The 17,606-nt window shown below is 42.6% G+C and carries 17 protein-coding genes; 6 read left to right on the forward strand and 11 right to left on the reverse strand.

The genetic code is table 11. From position 1 onward, the window contains the following. Positions 1 to 16: 16 nt before the first annotated feature. Complete coding sequence (locus H5073_RS03685; RefSeq protein ID WP_182677096.1) at positions 17 to 1,123, reverse strand: hypothetical protein; 1,107 nt, start codon at positions 1,121 to 1,123, stop codon at positions 17 to 19. A 231-nt stretch (positions 1,124 to 1,354) separates the two neighbouring features. Here H5073_RS03685 and H5073_RS03690 point away from each other — a divergent pair, with 231 nt between their 5' ends. Further along, positions 1,355 to 1,786, forward strand: a complete 432-nt coding sequence (locus H5073_RS03690) for a thioesterase family protein (protein WP_182677098.1) — start codon at positions 1,355 to 1,357, stop codon at positions 1,784 to 1,786. A 42-nt stretch (positions 1,787 to 1,828) separates the two neighbouring features. Further along, on the forward strand, positions 1,829 to 2,089 hold the full coding sequence (locus H5073_RS03695) for a GNAT family N-acetyltransferase (protein ID WP_182677100.1): 261 nt from the start codon (positions 1,829 to 1,831) through the stop codon (positions 2,087 to 2,089). A 12-nt stretch (positions 2,090 to 2,101) separates the two neighbouring features. Here H5073_RS03695 and H5073_RS03700 read toward each other — a convergent pair whose 3' ends face one another. The 5 genes from H5073_RS03700 to H5073_RS03720 all read right to left on the reverse strand — a co-directional run bounded on the left by H5073_RS03700 (position 2,102) and on the right by H5073_RS03720 (position 7,092). Next, entirely contained in the window at positions 2,102 to 2,509 is a 408-nt protein-coding gene (locus tag H5073_RS03700; RefSeq protein WP_182677102.1) for a thioesterase family protein, read from the reverse strand. Between the two features lie 117 nt (positions 2,510 to 2,626). Next, on the reverse strand, positions 2,627 to 4,420 hold the full coding sequence (locus H5073_RS03705) for a long-chain fatty acid--CoA ligase (protein ID WP_182677104.1): 1,794 nt from the start codon (positions 4,418 to 4,420) through the stop codon (positions 2,627 to 2,629). Positions 4,421 to 4,522: 102 nt separating this feature from the next. Further along, on the reverse strand, positions 4,523 to 5,848 hold the full coding sequence (locus H5073_RS03710) for a hypothetical protein (protein WP_182677106.1): 1,326 nt from the start codon (positions 5,846 to 5,848) through the stop codon (positions 4,523 to 4,525). After that, positions 5,845 to 6,687 (reverse strand): ABC transporter ATP-binding protein, encoded by an 843-nt coding sequence (locus tag H5073_RS03715; protein ID WP_182677107.1) that lies wholly within the window; start codon positions 6,685 to 6,687, stop codon positions 5,845 to 5,847. Before H5073_RS03715 ends, H5073_RS03710 begins: the two co-directional genes overlap by 4 nt. Before the next feature lie 24 nt (positions 6,688 to 6,711). After that, on the reverse strand, positions 6,712 to 7,092 hold the full coding sequence (locus H5073_RS03720; protein ID WP_182677109.1) for a GntR family transcriptional regulator: 381 nt from the start codon (positions 7,090 to 7,092) through the stop codon (positions 6,712 to 6,714). Positions 7,093 to 7,179: 87 nt separating this feature from the next. Here H5073_RS03720 and H5073_RS03725 point away from each other — a divergent pair, with 87 nt between their 5' ends. Genes H5073_RS03725 through H5073_RS03740 form a run of 4 tightly spaced genes read left to right on the forward strand, consistent with a single transcriptional unit; the run spans position 7,180 to position 10,891 of the window. Continuing rightward, entirely contained in the window at positions 7,180 to 8,733 is a 1,554-nt protein-coding gene (locus tag H5073_RS03725) for an alpha/beta hydrolase (protein WP_182677110.1), read from the forward strand. Positions 8,734 to 8,735: 2 nt separating this feature from the next. Further along, complete coding sequence (locus H5073_RS03730; protein WP_182677112.1) at positions 8,736 to 9,470, forward strand: ATP-binding cassette domain-containing protein; 735 nt, start codon at positions 8,736 to 8,738, stop codon at positions 9,468 to 9,470. After that, positions 9,470 to 10,606 carry an ABC transporter permease gene (locus tag H5073_RS03735; RefSeq protein WP_182677114.1) on the forward strand — a complete coding sequence of 379 codons (1,137 nt, stop codon included), beginning with the start codon at positions 9,470 to 9,472 and terminating at the stop codon, positions 10,604 to 10,606. The genes H5073_RS03730 and H5073_RS03735 overlap by 1 nt, the downstream gene beginning before the upstream one ends. A gap of 27 nt (positions 10,607 to 10,633) precedes the next feature. Further along, positions 10,634 to 10,891 (forward strand): hypothetical protein, encoded by a 258-nt coding sequence (locus H5073_RS03740; protein ID WP_182677116.1) that lies wholly within the window; start codon positions 10,634 to 10,636, stop codon positions 10,889 to 10,891. A 111-nt stretch (positions 10,892 to 11,002) separates the two neighbouring features. On the opposite strand, the gene mog is transcribed toward H5073_RS03740, so the two are convergent. From mog to H5073_RS03765, 5 genes are all read right to left on the reverse strand, one after another. Beyond that, entirely contained in the window at positions 11,003 to 11,536 is a 534-nt protein-coding gene (gene mog, locus H5073_RS03745) for a molybdopterin adenylyltransferase (protein WP_182677118.1), read from the reverse strand. A gap of 110 nt (positions 11,537 to 11,646) precedes the next feature. Continuing rightward, positions 11,647 to 12,129 (reverse strand): NlpC/P60 family protein, encoded by a 483-nt coding sequence (locus H5073_RS03750; RefSeq protein WP_182677269.1) that lies wholly within the window; start codon positions 12,127 to 12,129, stop codon positions 11,647 to 11,649. Positions 12,130 to 12,479: 350 nt separating this feature from the next. After that, complete coding sequence (locus tag H5073_RS03755; protein WP_182677120.1) at positions 12,480 to 13,511, reverse strand: TniQ family protein; 1,032 nt, start codon at positions 13,509 to 13,511, stop codon at positions 12,480 to 12,482. Positions 13,512 to 13,534: 23 nt separating this feature from the next. Continuing rightward, complete coding sequence (locus H5073_RS03760) at positions 13,535 to 14,320, reverse strand: M48 family metallopeptidase (protein ID WP_182677122.1); 786 nt, start codon at positions 14,318 to 14,320, stop codon at positions 13,535 to 13,537. Next, positions 14,320 to 17,595, reverse strand: a complete 3,276-nt coding sequence (locus H5073_RS03765; RefSeq protein WP_182677124.1) for a type I restriction endonuclease subunit R — start codon at positions 17,593 to 17,595, stop codon at positions 14,320 to 14,322. Before H5073_RS03765 ends, H5073_RS03760 begins: the two co-directional genes overlap by 1 nt. Between the last annotated feature and the right edge of the window lie 11 nt (positions 17,596 to 17,606).

Here is a 17,606-nt window from a genome sequence, read left to right on the forward strand (position 1 = left end):
TATAACCCTCAGTAAATCAGTTTTTGGGAAAAGCTGGCGAGATGCACTTTTTCACTTCAAATAGATAACCGTAGGGAGCACTTTCATCTCGGCTCACCTCTAAGATTTCATAGTCATTAAGCTCTATAACATTGGAGTTGCTCGCTTTTTCACAACGTGAGCGACTATCCGCCTCTAGCCTAAATGCAAATAAGGCGATCATTTCTCGAACAGCTTGCTGATATTGCGTTCGAATTTTTGTGTATTGCTGTTGCTCCAGATCTTCATCTTCAGCATCCTTTGCTGACAGCTCATGCGGATTAATTTCTAAATCTTCGGCTGACTCATCAATAACAGCATCATCTTGCCCCCCTATTTGCAGCTCAATCGTTGGCACAACTCGGTTCACTGTTTGTTCAGCTGAGTTAGAGCTATTATCCACTACCAGCGTACTGTCTTCTATGTTTACTAATAAGCCTAAGTGATACAACACAATTGATGCCAAAATGAGTCTTAACAGCGCGGTAGTTTTCCTAAATTTAGAGTGGTCCGTAAAGCGCATTGCCACAACACCAAATGGCTTTAGCAACACAGAAATAAAAAAGTACAGTGGAATAATAAATTGCATCGCCAGTAAGACAATGCCACTCATCACCACAAACCAGGCAGGAAGATACAATAGGATTGCAAAGTTATGGGTGTAGTCAAGATGACTTGCCGAGACACCCACGACCTCATTGACTACGGCGCCAGAGGTGGCCAAGGCGAAATTGGCAATAATGGCATAGAAGAGTAACAACACGGCTTTTCCCGCTAAGCTATGCCAGACACGCTCAAATAAAGGCCAAAATTCTAAGCTCATGGCTATCACGCTAATAAATGCGACCAAGAATAACTTTTCATTAGTCGCACACAGGACAATAAACGCCACTAAATAGAGCTTTTGAGCCAAAGATAGTGCAAAAAAAGCCATCTTAACGGCCACTAATTTAGCGACTAAATCGACAAAAAATGCTTTAAAGCCAATAAATCCTTCAAACACGTTAGTAAACTTTGTTGTTATCACTTTGGATTTAAGCTTAAGTTGCTCAGTCTGGCCTTTGAAATATTGCATTAAACGGGAATAGCTAACAGATGAAATCACAACATTTTTCCTTTTTTATATCGCAATGCTAGCCTGCTCGACCGTAACACTTAACATCACCAATGTCCTTAACGATCAATAAAGCCTCATTCAATATTATTCATAGTGATAAACTTTATGAACCGCATCAATAATTCATCATACTATTCAAATCATTAATCTGACTACTGCTTGTTATTCCCTATGACCCCTGCTAGGCTGAGTTTTTCAATAAAACGAGCGTTTAAACATATGGATAAGTTTTTACAGCAACACCCAATAGTGACAGAAATCCCCGTTGCTTGGGGAGAAATGGATGCATTGCAACACGTTAATAACGTGGTGTACTTTCGTTATTTCGAAACCGCTCGCATCGATTTTTTTAGACAAATCAATTTACTCGATGACCTACAAACAACCGGTATTGGCCCTGTGATTAGCGAAAATAATGCTCGCTATAAACGTCCTGTGACTTTCCCTGATACTTTACTTGTGGGTGTGACCATAAGTGACATTAAAGCCGATCGCTTTATGATGCACTACCAAGCTTTTAGTAAAAGTCAGCAAGCCGTCACTACCTTAGGCTCATCTCAAGTGGTGATGTTTAACTTTAAAACTGGCCAAAAAGCACAATTAAGCGAAGCATTACAGCAAGCGTTAGCGGCTCACGAATCGCAAAGTTAGTTATTGGTAAGTTAGCCGTTAGAAATTGATAGGACAGAAAGGATGCCAATGGAACCACAAGCAGAGGTCAAACACTTAGCCGCTGAGCACAAGTTTGTCATCCTAATCAATGACGAACAAGCTCATCTTGAATACCAAATATCAGCAGATACGATTAACTTCAGTAGCACCTTAGTGCCACCAGCGCTGCGAGGTAAAGGTCTGGCAGAACGTTTAGTACGTCACGGCCTTGCTTGGGCGAAAACCCAAAATCTGCAGATCCATGCAAGTTGCAGCTATGTGCAAAAGTTTTTAAAGACTTAACTTCCTAGGTCGTTAAACTAGGCCGTTTAATAATCCCAGCAATTGTTTGATGTCTGTAGGGATAGGCTGACTTTTGTCGATAGCGTAATCAAAATGCACTAAAGTGGTTTTGCCTTCGGCAGTCATTTTATTCTCTTGCCAGCTTTGTTGCGTCACTTCAAAACTACTATTGCCGATACGGCTTATCCAGGTCTTAACGGTGACTGGTTTACCGTAATGGGTTGGGGTTGCGAAGGAGACACTAAAGCCTGCCACAATTAAATTCCAAGCATTCAAGTCTAGCTCAGGATTAAAAATAGCAAATACTGGCTCACGGGCAGCCTCAAACCACACTGGGATTACGGTATTATTGATGTGACCTAGGCCATCGGTTTCGTTAAATCTAGGGCTAATATCTAATGTTAGTAGCGTCTTACTCATTTTAATTTCCTTTAGTTCAGGCTCTAATCTTCATAAAGTTATGACAGTTAATAAAAAAGATGACCAAGGTCATCTTTTTTATTTGAAGCCATTTTCTATTAACGCTTAACCCGTAAGTTAGTGGGTATACATGGCATCTATGGCAGCGCCATACTTTTGATTAATGGCTTTACGGCGCAGCTTTAACGTCGGGGTAATTAAACCCGCTTCTATGGTGAAGGCATCAGTGAGTAAAGTAAATTTCTTAATCTGCTCAAACGCAGCTAGGTCATGTTGGAGATTCAACAAACGCTCTTCAAAATGGGCTAATACTTCACTGCGAGCAAGCAGCGATGCCATAGAGTCAAATGCTATATTTTGCTCTTTGGCCCAATGCTCTAACGCTTCAAAGGCTGGCACAATTAACGCTGATACAAAGTTACGTCCATCGGCAATAATTGCAACTTGCTCAATAAAGGGACAAGAACCCACTTTGCCTTCAACTCTTTGGGGCGCAATATATTTTCCGTTAGAGGTTTTCATTAACTCTTTGATACGGTCCGTAATAAACAAGTTCCCTTGTTCATCTAAACGGCCTGCATCACCGGTTTTTAACCAGCCATCCTCAAATGTGGCTGCGGTGTCTTCCGCGCGCTTATAGTAACCACGCATAACAGCATCGCCACGCACCATAATTTCATCGTTCTCACCTAGCTTCACTTGTGTTTCTGGAAGTGGCTTACCGTTAGAGCCTGGAACCCGGTTATCAAGCGTGTTCATGGTGACTGTGGCGTTGGTTTCTGTCATGCCATAACCACATAACACGGGCACGCAGATGGCGTGAAAAAAATTAACAACAGTGACATCCAATGACGCACCGCCACAAGGCATAAATTTAAGTCTACCGCCCAATACAGCTTGCAGCTTGCTGTAAACCAGCTTGTTGGCTAGTTTCCACTGGATACTCAAGCGCTTACTCGGCTTAGCCCTGCCTTGGTTGACCTCAAACTGGCGGGTTCCTACTGCCATAGCCCAATGAAATAATCTCTGTCTCGCCTTAGGGGCTTTAGACACTTTATCTTGGACCGCACTATACACTTTTTCTAAAAATCTAGGCACCACACACAAGGTATGTGGACGCACGGCAACAATCGCTTCTTTAATTTTCATTGTGTCTTTTAAATACACATTATGACCACCACGGCATAGAGCGAAGAAGCTCCAGCTACGCTCGAATACATGACTCAATGGCAAAAATGCGAGCGAAGTATCACCGGGGGTGAAGTTCAAACACGTATCATGTTGACGTATAGTCGAGGCCATATTGCGATAATCTAGCATCACTCCTTTTGGCTCGCCAGTGGTGCCTGAGGTGTAAATTAAGGTTAATAGATCATCTAAGTTTGCAGCCTGTAAACGCTCAGCTAAGGCTTCATCTTGAGTGCTTAAATCTGCTGCGATTAGGCTATCAAAATGCACATGATTTGGTGTATCCAGTAGCGCAACACTAGCATCAAATACCACTAGATATTCAACACTTGGACATACAGCCTGTAATTTACACGCCATATGATATTGCTCGGCGTCATCAATAAATAACACTTTAGCGCCAGCATCATTAATGATGAAGCTAGCTTGCTCTTGAGTACTGCTAGGATACACAGGCACCACGACGGCGCGTGCTTTAAGTAAGCCAACATCAACGCAAGTCCACTGCGGGCAATTCTGGGACAAAATAACCGCGGTATCCTGAGCTTGAAGGCCGAACTTAATCATCGCCTTAGCCACTTGATGGCTAATACTATCAAATGCTTTCCAGCTGACTTGCTGCCAAGGCGCTGCCAATTCAAATCCTTCCAGTGCTATGCAGTCCGCGCGCTGTTGGCTCTGCTGCTGTAAGAGTTGAACTAGATGATATTGCTCTAATGACATTGATTGCTACCTTTAGCTTACACTTGTACCTGATAACAGAATTCTACCTGAAAAAACCTTGATGACTCACTACTTTAGTGCAAATACACTACCTTGGTTGTGTCAGTTTAATTTTACTCTGGCAAATTTAGCACTCCCCCAGTGCAGCAGCCACAATCCTGTTAGGCTAAAAATTACGCAAGCGATTAAGGCGTAACAGGATTCCAATGAAATTGCTCCGGCCGTAGTATTCAAGGTCTCACTAAAAACATCAGCAAAGTGCTTAAGCAATACCGCAACCAGCGTTATTCCTAAAGCTATACCTAAAAATATAATGCCAATTTGCTTAACACTATTGCTAGCACAGCCCAAACCTAATGCAAGCGCACACAAGCCAAGATTAATCAAGTTGAGCTCCAGCCAAGCTGGTAAACTTCCTGTGGAAAAATCATCAATTGCAGTAACCAAAGCAAAAGTCAGGCAGATAAATATCACTAGTTTTAATTGGCTGCGAAACATCAAGTTGGCAAAGCCTTGCCAGCCATCAAAAATCGGCAATAAATACAAGGTCTGCATCCCGCGCCAACGCATAATACGACTCCAGTGCAGCAGTAAACACAAGATGCTATTGAGGTAAATAAACATAAAATGTTCTGCATATAGATTCTCTTGGTCACCCAACAGGCTAAAGCTAAGAAAAACTAATGGGATAATGATTAAAGGCATTAAAAACAGCGGCCCGATAAAAAAATTCATCGGCATAAAAAACTTTTGTATTGTTTGAGTTACTTTACCTTGGGCAAAGTTAGGCAGCCACAGCCAGCCAGTTTCGGCACTATTGAGATACACAGATTTAGCTTGGTGATGCCAATGAATACGCTTAAAGGCTAATAATAAATAGCCTGCTGCCAGTAAATTGATTATCACCAATACTAAAGTTGGCAGATATGCCGCAGCATCAACTGATATTGTGCTGCCAATAAAGATAATAATCGATAAATTAAAGACGTTAGGCCGTTGCAGGCATAAAGCAATAAAAGCTGTGCTCACAGCGACAACCAAGCTTAGGGAAGTCAGCAACTGCCACGTATTCAGCATGTATAGACAAGCTAGGCTCAAGACTACAAAACTAAATCCAATCAAAGCCATTTGCTTAAAAATATGCCCGCGATAGTGAGGCACAAGTGCAGTCCATTCTGTAGCTTGTAGTCGTACGCCTTGCCAAGCAATAGCGCAGCTGATGGAGATAATGCCCATATTGAGCATCAAGGCGACGACTTGCTGGGCCTTTTCACCCTCTAAACTTAGCCCAATCACCAATGCAACAGGCAAACTAAATAATCCAGTGCCTAAAAAACTCACGCAACCCAAATCTTTAAACCAGAATTGCCATAAGCCTTGTAGCAGATTTGGTTTTGGGCTCGGCATCTTTTCTGAAAGCGAGATCATGAGTGCAGCGCCACAAAGAGTTGTTCTAAATTCAGGCTGCTGACGGCTTTTACCCCCTCAATAATCTGTCCTTGGTAGTTATCCACCAACACAGTATTGCCTTGGCGCTGCAACACCCTAAGGTCCGTAGGTAATTGCACATCACCCAGTAGAGTCAAAGACTTAACTTCCTCCCTTAGGCTATCTATTTCTTTAAATAGCAGTAATTCACCTTGCTTTATTAGGGCGACGTGGCTGGCGACACGCTCAAGATCTGAGGTGATATGAGAAGAAAACAGCACTGCTGAACCAGAGCCTAAGGCTAAATCGAATAAATCAGTCATAAACTTACGTCTGGCTATCGGGTCAAGGCTTGCCACTGGCTCATCAAGCAACAATAGCTTGGGCCGATATGCCATCGCCATAATCAAGGCTAAAGATTGTCTTTGCCCCACTGACAAGCGCTGCACTTGCATCTTTGGGATTAAGTCAAATCGCTTGAGCCAACTTTGCTCTAAATCCAGATCCCAGCCAGGATAAAAACTGCGGTGCAATGCCAAGGCGGCACTGACTGTAAAGCCTTCATAACCGAAAGGCTGCTGAGGCACAAAGCCTATTTGAGCCTTAGTTTTCACACTCAAATTATCAGCAGTTTCACCTAAAACTCGAGTCTCGCCAGCATCCATCGCTAAGATCCCCAAAGCACAATGCATCAAGGTCGATTTTCCTGCACCATTTAAGCCCAGTAACCCTACCACCATGCCTGGATATAAGTTCATGGTGAGGCCATTAAGCACAGGTTTATTTTCATAGGACTTAACCATATCTCTAATGGATAAAATGGCGCTTTGCTGAGTCATTGTCTCTCCCTGATCTATCTTGATTTAGCCTTGTTTATACCAATGGCTTGCCACTAATGCCTGTAATTCTTCTAAATTCAATCCCAGTTGCCTGGCCTGTTCGATTAAGTTTTGACACTGAGGAGCCAGTAAATCATCAGTTGCCTGACTGTCATCTTGACTGCGAATGGCAACCCGAGTCGCTTGACCGCGACGACGCTCAAGCCAGCCTTGCTCCACCAAGCCTTGAATGGCGCGGGAAACCGTCATCGGGTTCACCGCTAGTACTTCGGCAATTTGCCTCACTGAGGGCAGTACCTCTTCAGCCTGCAGCTGCCCACCCACAATTAAGCGCACGATTTGCTCGTGGAGTTGGCGATAAATGGGTTCGCCACTATTGGGGTTGACATTAATCAGTTCTAACATTAGCCTCTATACACTGTATTAATTCATTGATACACCGATACGGTCAACATTAACACAGCGAACCTAAAAAGCAAAAAGGAAAATACCATGGCAACAAGGAACCCGGCGCTAACTCTGGGGCTAACCAAAACACTCCCCCATGCAATGACAGCATTGGCGGTGTTAACGACGCTAACCCTAGTTGCATTTACTGCGCCTAAAGCAAAGGCACAGGACTCATTAGCTGTTGAAACTCATGCTTGTTATCTGGATGGCCTGGATGAAAGCTTACAGTGCGGTGCTATCCAAGTGGCAGAAAACCCGAATAAACCAGACGGTCGCACCATAGCCATTCATTACGCCATTCTGCCTGCAATTAAAAATGGTCATCAAAAACAAGCACTGCTCGCTATTGCTGGCGGACCAGGACAATCAGCAATTGAAAATGCTGCCAGCTTTAATCAGATGCTCACCAAAGTAAGGCAAAATAGAGATATTTTACTAATAGATCAGCGTGGGACCGGTCAGTCAAATCCACTGCAATGTGAAGATACTATTGATATATTTTCCTATGATGATCAACAAGTTGATTTCAGCGCTGAAACACAAAAATGCTTAGATAAAATAACTGTCGATGGCACAGATGTGACTCAATACGGTAGCGTTAACGCCCTTAATGATTTTGAAGCCGTACGCAAACACCTAGGCTACGATAAATTACACCTTTACGGTATTTCCTACGGCACTCGCATGGCGCAGCTGTATATGCGCCATTTCCCCGAATCACTACTTACTGTCACATTAGATGGTGTAGTGCCTATGCAGCAAAGTGTACTGGCCATAGGTGATTCAATTGAAAGGGCCCAGAGTTTGTTACTCACAGAGTGTAATAGCACCCCAAGCTGCCAGCAGGCGTTCCCCAACTTAACTGATGACTTTACCGACGTTGATGCAACATTAGCTAAAGCGGCCATTATTGAGCAGAGCCGCGACCCACTCACTAATGAAATCATTAACTTCACACTCACTCGTGGCAAATATTTAAACAGCCTACGCATGGCCATGTACACCCCAAGTCTTCGTGCACTATTGCCACACACAATACATCAAGCTGCAAAGGGTAATTACCAACCTCTACTCGGGCTTTATGGATTAACCGCTAACAGTACTGGTATATCGTTAGGCATGCATTCATCGGTAGTTTGTGGTGAGGATGTCCATAGGATCACCGATGCCATGCGCCAAAGTGCCAAAAGCTCTTTTGCAAGTCGCACTATGCTTGAAGGTATAGAGCTTGGCTGCGCGGTATGGAAGATGCCAACTATGGGGCAAGATTTCAGTGACGCCATCAGCAGCGATATTCCAACTCTATTATTATCCGGTGAGTTAGATCCAGCGACCCCACCGAGCTGGGGGGTATTAGCCCAAGAGAAACTCAATAACAGCCAACACTTTATCGCCCCCTACGCCACCCATGGCGTTGCCTACCAATCTTGCGCCAATGATTTAGTTGCGCAGCTGGTAAGCACGGGTTCAGTGAAAGAACTTAATGGCGAATGTTTACAAAAAGATGTGCGCCGCAGCTTTTATCTCAATGCCAACTCTGTTGAGCCTGTAACAGAAGTGATGAGCACCACAGACACCAACAAGGATGGGAATTAATCATGATTAGTGTCAACAATTTATCTAAGAAAATCGGCACAGTTCAAGCATTAGACAAGCTTAGCTTTCAGGCTGAAAACGGCCAAATCACAGGGCTACTTGGCCCCAATGGCGCAGGTAAAACCACCTGTTTGCGCACCCTATTTGGCCTGCTTAAACCTGATGCTGGCTTTTGTGAAATCGAGGGGATAGATGTCGCCCAAGATCCCATCGCCGCTAAGCAGCAATTAGGCTTATTTCCCGACCCTTTTGGCCTGTACGATCGCTTAACGCCAAGAGAGTACATAAGTTATTTTGCCGAGCTAAGCGGCATGAGTCGCGTGCAAGCTAAAGCGGCCACCAGCAAGGTGATAGCCCAACTTAAACTTGAAGATATCGCCGATAGACGCTGCCAAGGCTTCTCTCAAGGGCAAAGAATGAAAACCGCACTGGCCCAAGCCATAGTGCACCAACCAAGCAACATTATTTTAGATGAGCCCACCCGCGGTTTGGATGTGATGAGCACGCGCTTATTACGAGACATACTCATCGAGCTTAAAAACCAAGGCCATTGCGTACTGTTTTCTAGCCACGTAATGCAAGAAGTCGCCGCACTGTGCGACAAAGTCATTGTCATGGCTCAAGGAAAAGTGGTCGCCGTAGGCAGCCCACAGGAGCTGTGCCAGCAAACAGGTAAAGACTCCCTAGAAGAAGCCTTTATTACACTTATCGGTACCGATGAAGGGATTGCAGCATAATGAAAAATTTAATATTTTCTATGGTTAGAAAGGAACTTATTGATGCCGCTCGAGACAAGCGATCCGTAATGGCAGGTCTCTATTATGCTATCGGCACGCCACTTATCATGTGCGGTCTGTTTATGGTGCTTATAGGCCAGCTTTCTAGCCCTGATACCTTAGCGATTAAGATAGAGCAGCCACAAAACGCCCCAGATTTAGTGCGCTACCTAGAGCAAGCTGGCATTAGTCATAGCGACGGCGAAGATGTCAAAGCCATTAGCCTTATTATCAGTGATGACTACGCCGAGCAAATGGCCAAAGCACAACCTGCTGTAGTGACCCTTGTTGCCGATAAATCCAATGAAAAACTGCAAAACTCCATTCGCCGCGTTGAAACTAAGCTGCAAGCTTATAGTGGTGAGATGGGCAGCTTACGCCTTATTGCCCGCGGCATTAGCCCGCAAGTGATGCGACCGATTAATATCAAGGTGGAAGATCAAGCCACTGCAGATTCAAAAGGCGGCATGATCTTAGGCTTAACCATCTTTACCATGATTTATTCAGTCTTTATTTCCGGAATGAATCTAGCTATCGACACCAGTGCCGGAGAGCGTGAACGTAACTCACTAGCCTTGCTGTTAAGTCACCCTATCACCAGCAGACAACTGGTATTAGGCAAGGTGATTGCCGTTTCTTGTTTTGCGTTACTCGGGCTGGTGCTTATCTCACTGGTGTCTAAAATTGCCTATCCTTTTGTGCCTTGGCAAGAGCTGGGTTTTAGCGTGAATTTAAGCAATATCTTTATCGCACTCATGCTGTTGATTGGCATTCCATTAGCCATTATGGCGGCAAGCTTGCAGTTATTTGTGTCATTTATGGCCAAAAGCTTTAAAGAAGCCCAATCCTATTTAACCATAGTGCTGTTTGTGCCTTTGGCATTATCTATGGCGGCCAGTTACAACATAGCCCCAGACGTACTGGAGTGGCTGCCCGTATCTGGCCAGCAATTAGCCTTAATGGATTTTATTAAGGGCCGTGACATGTCCATACTGCAGTTGGCGGTGTCATCCTTAACAACCTTAGTGATTTCAATGGGTTTAATTTTGGGGTTAGAAAAATCCCTAAAGAGCGAAAAAGTGGTGTTTGGTCTTTAATCTGAAGAGTTAAACAAGGAGTTAAAAATGGAAACTGATCTCTTTAAATTTACTTTAGTGTTGGTCATAGGTGTAAGCGTAATGGTATCGGAAATGTACAAGCAATATTTGCGTTCCAAGACGCGGCAACCCGCTTGCGATGCCAAAAGCCAATTGAATGCTGATAGCCAGTTAAAAACTGAGCTAATGGCACAAAATCAAGCCTTAAAAGCTCGTGTCGAAGTGCTTGAAAGGCTAGTGACAGAAGACAGCTTCGAGCTAAAACAGCAGTTTAAGCACTTATAATTCTTAGTTGCTCACGCACCCGCTTAACCAGTAAAAAAGAACAAAAAAGCCACCTAAACTTAATGCTCAGGTGGCTTTTTTTATACCTCACAACCGTTAGCGTAGTATGAGTTACTTAGCTTTCGGCCTAAACGGCTTAATCACACTCTCATTGCAGACCAAATACGGCCCTTCCATTAGATCTATGCAATAGGGAATAGCCGGGAACACCGCATCCAAACATTCACGGATAGACTTAGGTTTACCAGGAAGATTAACAATCAAGGAGTTACCGCGAAGACCTGCGGTTTGACGGGATAAAATCGCTGTCGGCACAAATTTAAGTGATTCGGCACGCATCAACTCGCCAAAACCAGGCATCATGCGATCGCATACAGCTTCAGTGGCTTCAGGGGTCACATCGCGTTTTGCTGGACCGGTACCGCCAGTGGTCACTATCAAGCAGCAATCTTGTTCATCGGCCATGTTAATTAAGGTAGCTTCTATGATGTCACGTTCATCAGGGATCACCTGATACACAGGCTCCCACTCGCAGCTTAAATAATCATTTAGCGTGTCTATAATCGCCTGACCCGATAAATCTTCATAAATACCGGCGCTGGCTCTATCACTGACTGTGACGATACCAATTTTTGCTTTGCTCATAATATAGTTTCCTGCATTTCACTTGCTGCGGCTGGCTAAAATAGCATAAAAAACTCAGCCGACATGGGCTAAAGCCCTAAAAGCTGATCTCACTAACAATGTTAAGGATATTAACTCGCCTCTCTTGGGGACAAATCAACATCTTCAAGGCGTTTAGCAGTCCAAAATCTGGGAGCCCAATACACATTATTAAGGCTCGATATTTTCACGCCTTTTTTAGTGGATGCATGCAGGAAATTATTATCACCCACATAAATCCCCACATGTTGAACACGGGGGTTAACTTTAAAAAACACTAGATCGCCAATTTCTAGTTCATGGCGTTTAATTTCTTGACCTAATATCTTTTGCCCCATCACAGTGCGAGGTAAATATTGGCCAACGATGTCTTTATAAGCCAGATACACCATGCCAGAGCAATCAACCCCTTTTTTACTCAGCCCACCCAGACGATAAGGCGTACCGCGCCATTCATCGTGAAACTCAAGCAAGGTAGACTCACGCCAACTGGGCTTTTGCACTATTACAGGCGCAACCACCACCGGCTTTTTTACAACAACAACCTCAGGCACTTTCGTTGCACAAGCACTCATCAACAACGCCGAGCACGCAATCAATAACAGCTTTTTCAAGGGGAACACTCCAGCACTCAAACCGCTTATTTCAGGCCATTGAGCACAAAAAATAATAAAAAAGGCAATAATCCGCCATTAATACAGGATTTTATATATAAAGAGAATAGCTTAATACCATAAGTAGGCTAAATAACCTGCAACTTTCGCGATAAACCACTTGAGGGTGAAATTCGACAGAGGAACAGCAAAAATTAATATTAGCTGTCACAGCAAGCTCCTATTATTAGATATGATCATAACGCAAAACTATGTATTGGCACAATAAAGTTTGTACACTAATGCCACTTTAGAACAATAAAGTTTGTACACTAAATGATAATTCTAATCCAATTTTCATTCATATCGTCAGGTTTTGTATCTTGAATATAATCTTCATCTACCAAAGTTACCTGTTTATTCTCCTTAAAATGTTCATCGTGTTTTTTGATGTTCAGGTATCCAACGCTACCGCAACTATTAATATGAAAATAGAAATCTGAAGCCGATTTGAAAGTAGAAATGGCTAATGAGTAGAAAATTTTGGAATCTAATGGTAGTGTAAAACTATTAACAATAGCTTTTATTTGCTTATGTAAATACTCATTATTCAAAGACTTATGTTGTTTCGCACACTTTTTTGTTAAAAAATCTAGTTGCTTTTTTTTTGATAAATGATTAACCCCACTCTTTTCAATAAAATCTAATATTAAACTTAAATTAACAGCCCTTGATAGATGAATAGGAGGATACATGAGTATTTCTGACATCCATTTAGCTGTACGCCGCTCAGAGAACGACGCTTTACAATATGCTTCAGTCCAAGTATTACAATGACATTCTGGACAACTCCCCGTAAATAATCCGACAAGAAAGTTTTTCGTTGCAAACCGGCTATTGATGCAATCACAGGAGTATTTACACAATTTTATATTATGTATGTGGCATGCTGTCACAAGTGGAGCTTGCCACAGCCTTAGTAACCAGCAAAATCCGTATTGTCTTAATTGATCAATAAAGCACTTGGGACAATAGAGTAGCTCAGCATATTGAAACAATTGTTTCTCAAGAGCGCAGCGTTGTTCTGAGTAACCATGAATAAGAACATCTATTAACTCAGTTTTTAAGCGGTAGTCGGATGTATATTTTAAAAGGGGATAAACAGTGTGCATCGATAGCACTTCCCCCATAGTTTTATTTTGTAAACCAGTAAACTCTACTTTTTTTGGAAAGTTGAGAGCCTTTCTATCGCCACCTATGGTTTTGAGTAGACTATTGGTCACTTCAGAAGTAAATATAAACTCCTGACGAAGAGTAAAACCCGTTAAACTTTCCTCCTCATTAATTGTAAGAAAATTAAACATTTTTATGTTCTTAATACCTATCTTTACTCATTCAAATACAACTCCGCCATGCCATCTAAACGGCTTTTAACTTCTTGCCAATTAGGCATTACACTTGAAAGTAAGCGCCAAAATTTTTCGCTATGGTTATGCTCAGCAATGTGGCAAAGCTCGTGCAAAATCACGTAGTCAATACACTCTTTGGGTGCTTTAATCAGATGAGGGTTAAGCATTAAATTACCTTTGGCAGAGCAACTCCCCCATTGCTTGGCCATAGACAGCACTCGAAAGCTAGGAATGCCTGTAACCCACGTAGCTTGTGGAAGTAGTTCAGATAAGCGTTGATGAAAAGCCCGTTCGGCACGAACCTTATACCATTTTGATACTAACGTTTTGGTCAGGGCTTGCTTGTCTTCATTAAAGCGGTTCAACGTAACTAGCAATTTGCCTCGGGTCATTTTAACGTTTGAAACACCATCAGGGTCTTCAACCACTTTGAGTACATAACGCCGACCAAGATAAAACTGCATTTCACCACTCACATAATGTTTTGTCTGAACATGCTCAAGATGAGTTCGAAATTCGCATAATGCCGCATATATCCACTTAGCTCGTTTCATTACGGCTTCATGAATATCCTTTCTTTGCGCATCGTTTGGGGCGTTAACAACTACGTTGCAATCAGGATGGACTTTAATGGTAATTTTACGCTTCTTTTTTTCAATTCCTTGCCCATCTAGTTTACGAATAACCTCATAGGTAACCGCTTCATCACCATAAACAAAGCTATATTGCTCTTTAGTTTCTTCGCTAGCATTTACTGAAGCCATTAATGGTGACCTGCCACGCCCAAACGGGTAATTTGAATCACATCGGCAATCACTACTTTGGCGTTATCCATGCCTATGGTTTTAAATAGTACAGGAAGAAGTTTACGTTTAATTTGGTTTTCAATTTCTTGTGGGTTAATTGAAAACTCAGCAACGGCACCAGTAACAATTTCATCAATCAACATCGCACTGTTAAAGTATTCATCCTCGGTCAACGTATTAGCACTGGCTACATGCTTTAAAAACAGACCATAGTAGGCCTGCACATGACGCTTAATCTTAGGGTCAAGTTCACTAAATCGGTCAGCAGGAATGCCTTCGACTTTGCGCTCTTTCACTTGCTGTTCAAAATTAGCAAACAATAAGTATTGCTTTACTGGGGCATCAAACATCTCTTTAGTTTTATCAATCGCTTGTTTAAGCAAGTTGGAAAAGTATTCTTGAGCATAAGGATCGTCAGCGAGATCTTGTTCAATCATCTTGGTCACACGCCCAGTAATAGCATCCTTTTTGTTACGCGCTTCATCATCACTCATATCTTCGGGCTTATTATCCTTGCCCATATTGCCAACCAAGTAAGCGCCTTTCGACTCTTCAATTTGAACGCCACCAATATGCTTATCTAACATGGTACGTATGCTTGCGGCATAATCATCATACTTAACCGTTTCTTCAGCATCTTCACGCACTTGTACGCGTAATTCAGACATAAACTTCAATGTCTTTTTGTATAAATCGCGTTTGTCGTCAAAGCTTTTATCTTCAAAATAGCTCGCAGACTGCAATGCCACTTTTAAACAATTAGCAAAAGTAGTAAGTGAAGCGTAAAAATCTTCACGTTTCTTCTGATTTGTATCAGTCAGTTGACCATCAATGGTGTCGATTTTAGGTGCTAATACTTGGCGTAACGCTTGGCCATCTTGCTTGTTCTGCACGCTATCAAAGGTTGCCCATAAATCGCTATATAAGCCAGGAAGCTTTTTATATTCGGTCTCCATGCGACTATATAGACCTTTAAGATCTTCAATATCAAAGCCACCTTGAGTACGCTCTGCTAAATCTTGATAATCGGCAATAGTGGCATCTAGTTCTTTTAAAATACCACGATAATCAATTAGGTAACCAAACTGCTTATTCTGGTGTAAGCGGTTCACACGTGCAATCGCTTGAATTAAGTTGTGTTGCTTTAGAGGCTTGTCGATGTAAAGCACGGTATTTTTGGGTTCATCAAAACCAGTTAATAGTTTATCAACCACAATCATCAGATCTGGGCCTTCATCTTTACTAAACTCACTGATGATATGTTTAGTGTAAGCTTTTTCATCATTGCCAAAGCTTGAATGAGTAATATTTTCCTTCCACCAGTTCTGAACGATATCTTTACTCTCACCATCAACCGTATCATGCCCCTCACGCGTATCAGGTGCCGACATAGCAACAACGGAGGTAACTTTACCAATCTTGTCTAACAGCTTCTTATATTGAATTGCAGAAGCTTTAGAGTCACAAGCAAGCTGGCCTTTTAGCCCTTGGCGCTTAAAGTTTTGGAAGTGGTCAGAAATATCATGGGCAATTAATTCAATGCGACCTTCGGTTTGATAAATTTGGCCTTTTTGAGAAAACTTTCTTTTAAGGTCTGTTCGTTGTTTATCAGATAACTTGTCGGTAATACGGTCAAACCACGCATCAATCGCTTTATCGTTAGTACTTAAATCGGGTATCCGCTCTTCATAGAGTAATGGCGTAACCGTTTTATCTTCCACCGCTTGTTGCATGGTGTATGAATGAATAATTTTACCGAACTTATTTTGGGTTTTATCATCTTGCAGCAGTGGCGTACCCGTAAAGCCAATATAGGCCGCTTTAGGTAAGGCTTGCTGCATACGAATATTGTTTTCACCGTTTTGACTGCGGTGGCCTTCATCCACTAACACAATGATATCTGGGCTGTCGTTATAACACTCCGGTAGCTCAATCGCCGTGCCAAACTTATTGATGATAGAGAAGATAATACGCTCGTTACCTTTACCAATCTGCTCTGCTAAACGGCGGCCCGTAGTTGCCATTGCGGACTTTTTATCTTTATCAGATAACGCGCCACCTGATGCAAAAGTACGTGCAAGTTGATCTTCTAAATCCACACGGTCAGTGACCACAATCACGCGACATTTTGCTAGTGCGTCAAGCCATATCAAGGCTTTTGAGAGGAATACCATGGTAAATGATTTGCCAGATCCCGTAGTGTGCCAAATCACCCCACCATTACGTGCACCCTGTTTATCAAAGGAGGTCACACGTTCAATCAAGGCTTTAATGCCAAACACTTGCTGATAACGAGCGACAATCTTGCCAGCTTTTTTATCGAACAGCGTATAAAGGCGTGTCATCTCTAAGAGGCGATCAGGGCGGAGCATCGAAACTAATAAACGGTCTTGATCCGTTACCACTAAATCACCGCCAGCAATCAGCGAAAGGTACTCATCACGCACTTTAGCTGGGCGATGGTTAAATATTAAATCCAGTTTAGTTTGCGTTAGTGGGGCATTCTTCAAACGAGCAAATGTGCGTTCGCTAATCTCTTCCTCTTTCCACTTCGCCCAGAATTTAGCGCTGGTGCCACAAGTAGCATATAAGCCTTCATTGCCATTCACCGACATCACCAGTTGGCTATAAGCAAACAGGTGGGGAATTTCATCATTGGCCTGATTACGAATAGTTTGCGAAACACCTTCATGGATGGTTGGTTTACCCTCTGATGATGAATCAGGACGCTTTGCTTCAATCACCACCCAAGGCAAGCCATTTACAAAACAAACAATATCCGGAATACGCTTTCCTGTGCCGTGTGCATTTTCAACTTCCATCTCTTCGGTAAAATGAAATTGGTTATTATCTGGTGTTTGCCAATCAATTACTTGAATGGTCGGGTTAGCTTTTTTTCCGTCAATAAACTCCGTCACACCAATGCCATAAGTGAGTGCGTTATAGAGTTTTTCATTAGCCGCTTTTAACCCTTCATTCATCGCTGGGTTAGCCAGTTCATGCACTATTTTGTCGATAGCGGAATCAGAAAGCTTGTGGGTTTTTCCCATAAATGAATAGGTTTTGTGTTTCAGTACATCACGAAGGACATCAGGCAAGATAACTACGGTTCGGTTGCATCGCTTCATCAAGCACTTGCTTGGTGGTATGAATTCATAGCCAAGGTTAGTCAGCACAGTTAATGCTGGAATTTTAGAGCTAAATTCTTCTTTAAAATTAACTGGTGACATCATTAGGTCGATCC

It is taken from the genome of Shewanella sp. SR44-3 (assembly GCF_014163735.1).
Lineage (GTDB): Bacteria > Pseudomonadota > Gammaproteobacteria > Enterobacterales > Shewanellaceae > Shewanella.

Excerpts from the sequence above, each read along its gene's own strand:
- H5073_RS03690 (WP_182677098.1), top strand. The coding sequence starts at position 1,355 with ATGGATAAGTTTTTACAGCAACACCCAATAGTGACAGAAATCCCCGTT.
- H5073_RS03695 (WP_182677100.1), top strand. The coding sequence starts at position 1,829 with ATGCCAATGGAACCACAAGCAGAGGTCAAACACTTAGCCGCTGAGCAC.
- H5073_RS03700 (WP_182677102.1), bottom strand. The coding sequence starts at position 2,509 with ATGAGTAAGACGCTACTAACATTAGATATTAGCCCTAGATTTAACGAA.
- H5073_RS03705 (WP_182677104.1), bottom strand. The coding sequence starts at position 4,420 with ATGTCATTAGAGCAATATCATCTAGTTCAACTCTTACAGCAGCAGAGC.
- H5073_RS03710 (WP_182677106.1), bottom strand. The coding sequence starts at position 5,848 with ATGATCTCGCTTTCAGAAAAGATGCCGAGCCCAAAACCAAATCTGCTA.
- H5073_RS03715 (WP_182677107.1), bottom strand. The coding sequence starts at position 6,687 with ATGACTCAGCAAAGCGCCATTTTATCCATTAGAGATATGGTTAAGTCC.
- H5073_RS03720 (WP_182677109.1), bottom strand. The coding sequence starts at position 7,092 with ATGTTAGAACTGATTAATGTCAACCCCAATAGTGGCGAACCCATTTAT.
- H5073_RS03725 (WP_182677110.1), top strand. The coding sequence starts at position 7,180 with ATGGCAACAAGGAACCCGGCGCTAACTCTGGGGCTAACCAAAACACTC.
- H5073_RS03730 (WP_182677112.1), top strand. The coding sequence starts at position 8,736 with ATGATTAGTGTCAACAATTTATCTAAGAAAATCGGCACAGTTCAAGCA.
- H5073_RS03735 (WP_182677114.1), top strand. The coding sequence starts at position 9,470 with ATGAAAAATTTAATATTTTCTATGGTTAGAAAGGAACTTATTGATGCC.
- H5073_RS03740 (WP_182677116.1), top strand. The coding sequence starts at position 10,634 with ATGGAAACTGATCTCTTTAAATTTACTTTAGTGTTGGTCATAGGTGTA.
- mog (WP_182677118.1), bottom strand. The coding sequence starts at position 11,536 with ATGAGCAAAGCAAAAATTGGTATCGTCACAGTCAGTGATAGAGCCAGC.
- H5073_RS03750 (WP_182677269.1), bottom strand. The coding sequence starts at position 12,129 with ATGAGTGCTTGTGCAACGAAAGTGCCTGAGGTTGTTGTTGTAAAAAAG.
- H5073_RS03755 (WP_182677120.1), bottom strand. The coding sequence starts at position 13,511 with ATGTTTAATTTTCTTACAATTAATGAGGAGGAAAGTTTAACGGGTTTT.
- H5073_RS03760 (WP_182677122.1), bottom strand. The coding sequence starts at position 14,320 with ATGGCTTCAGTAAATGCTAGCGAAGAAACTAAAGAGCAATATAGCTTT.
- H5073_RS03765 (WP_182677124.1), bottom strand. The coding sequence starts at position 17,595 with ATGATGTCACCAGTTAATTTTAAAGAAGAATTTAGCTCTAAAATTCCA.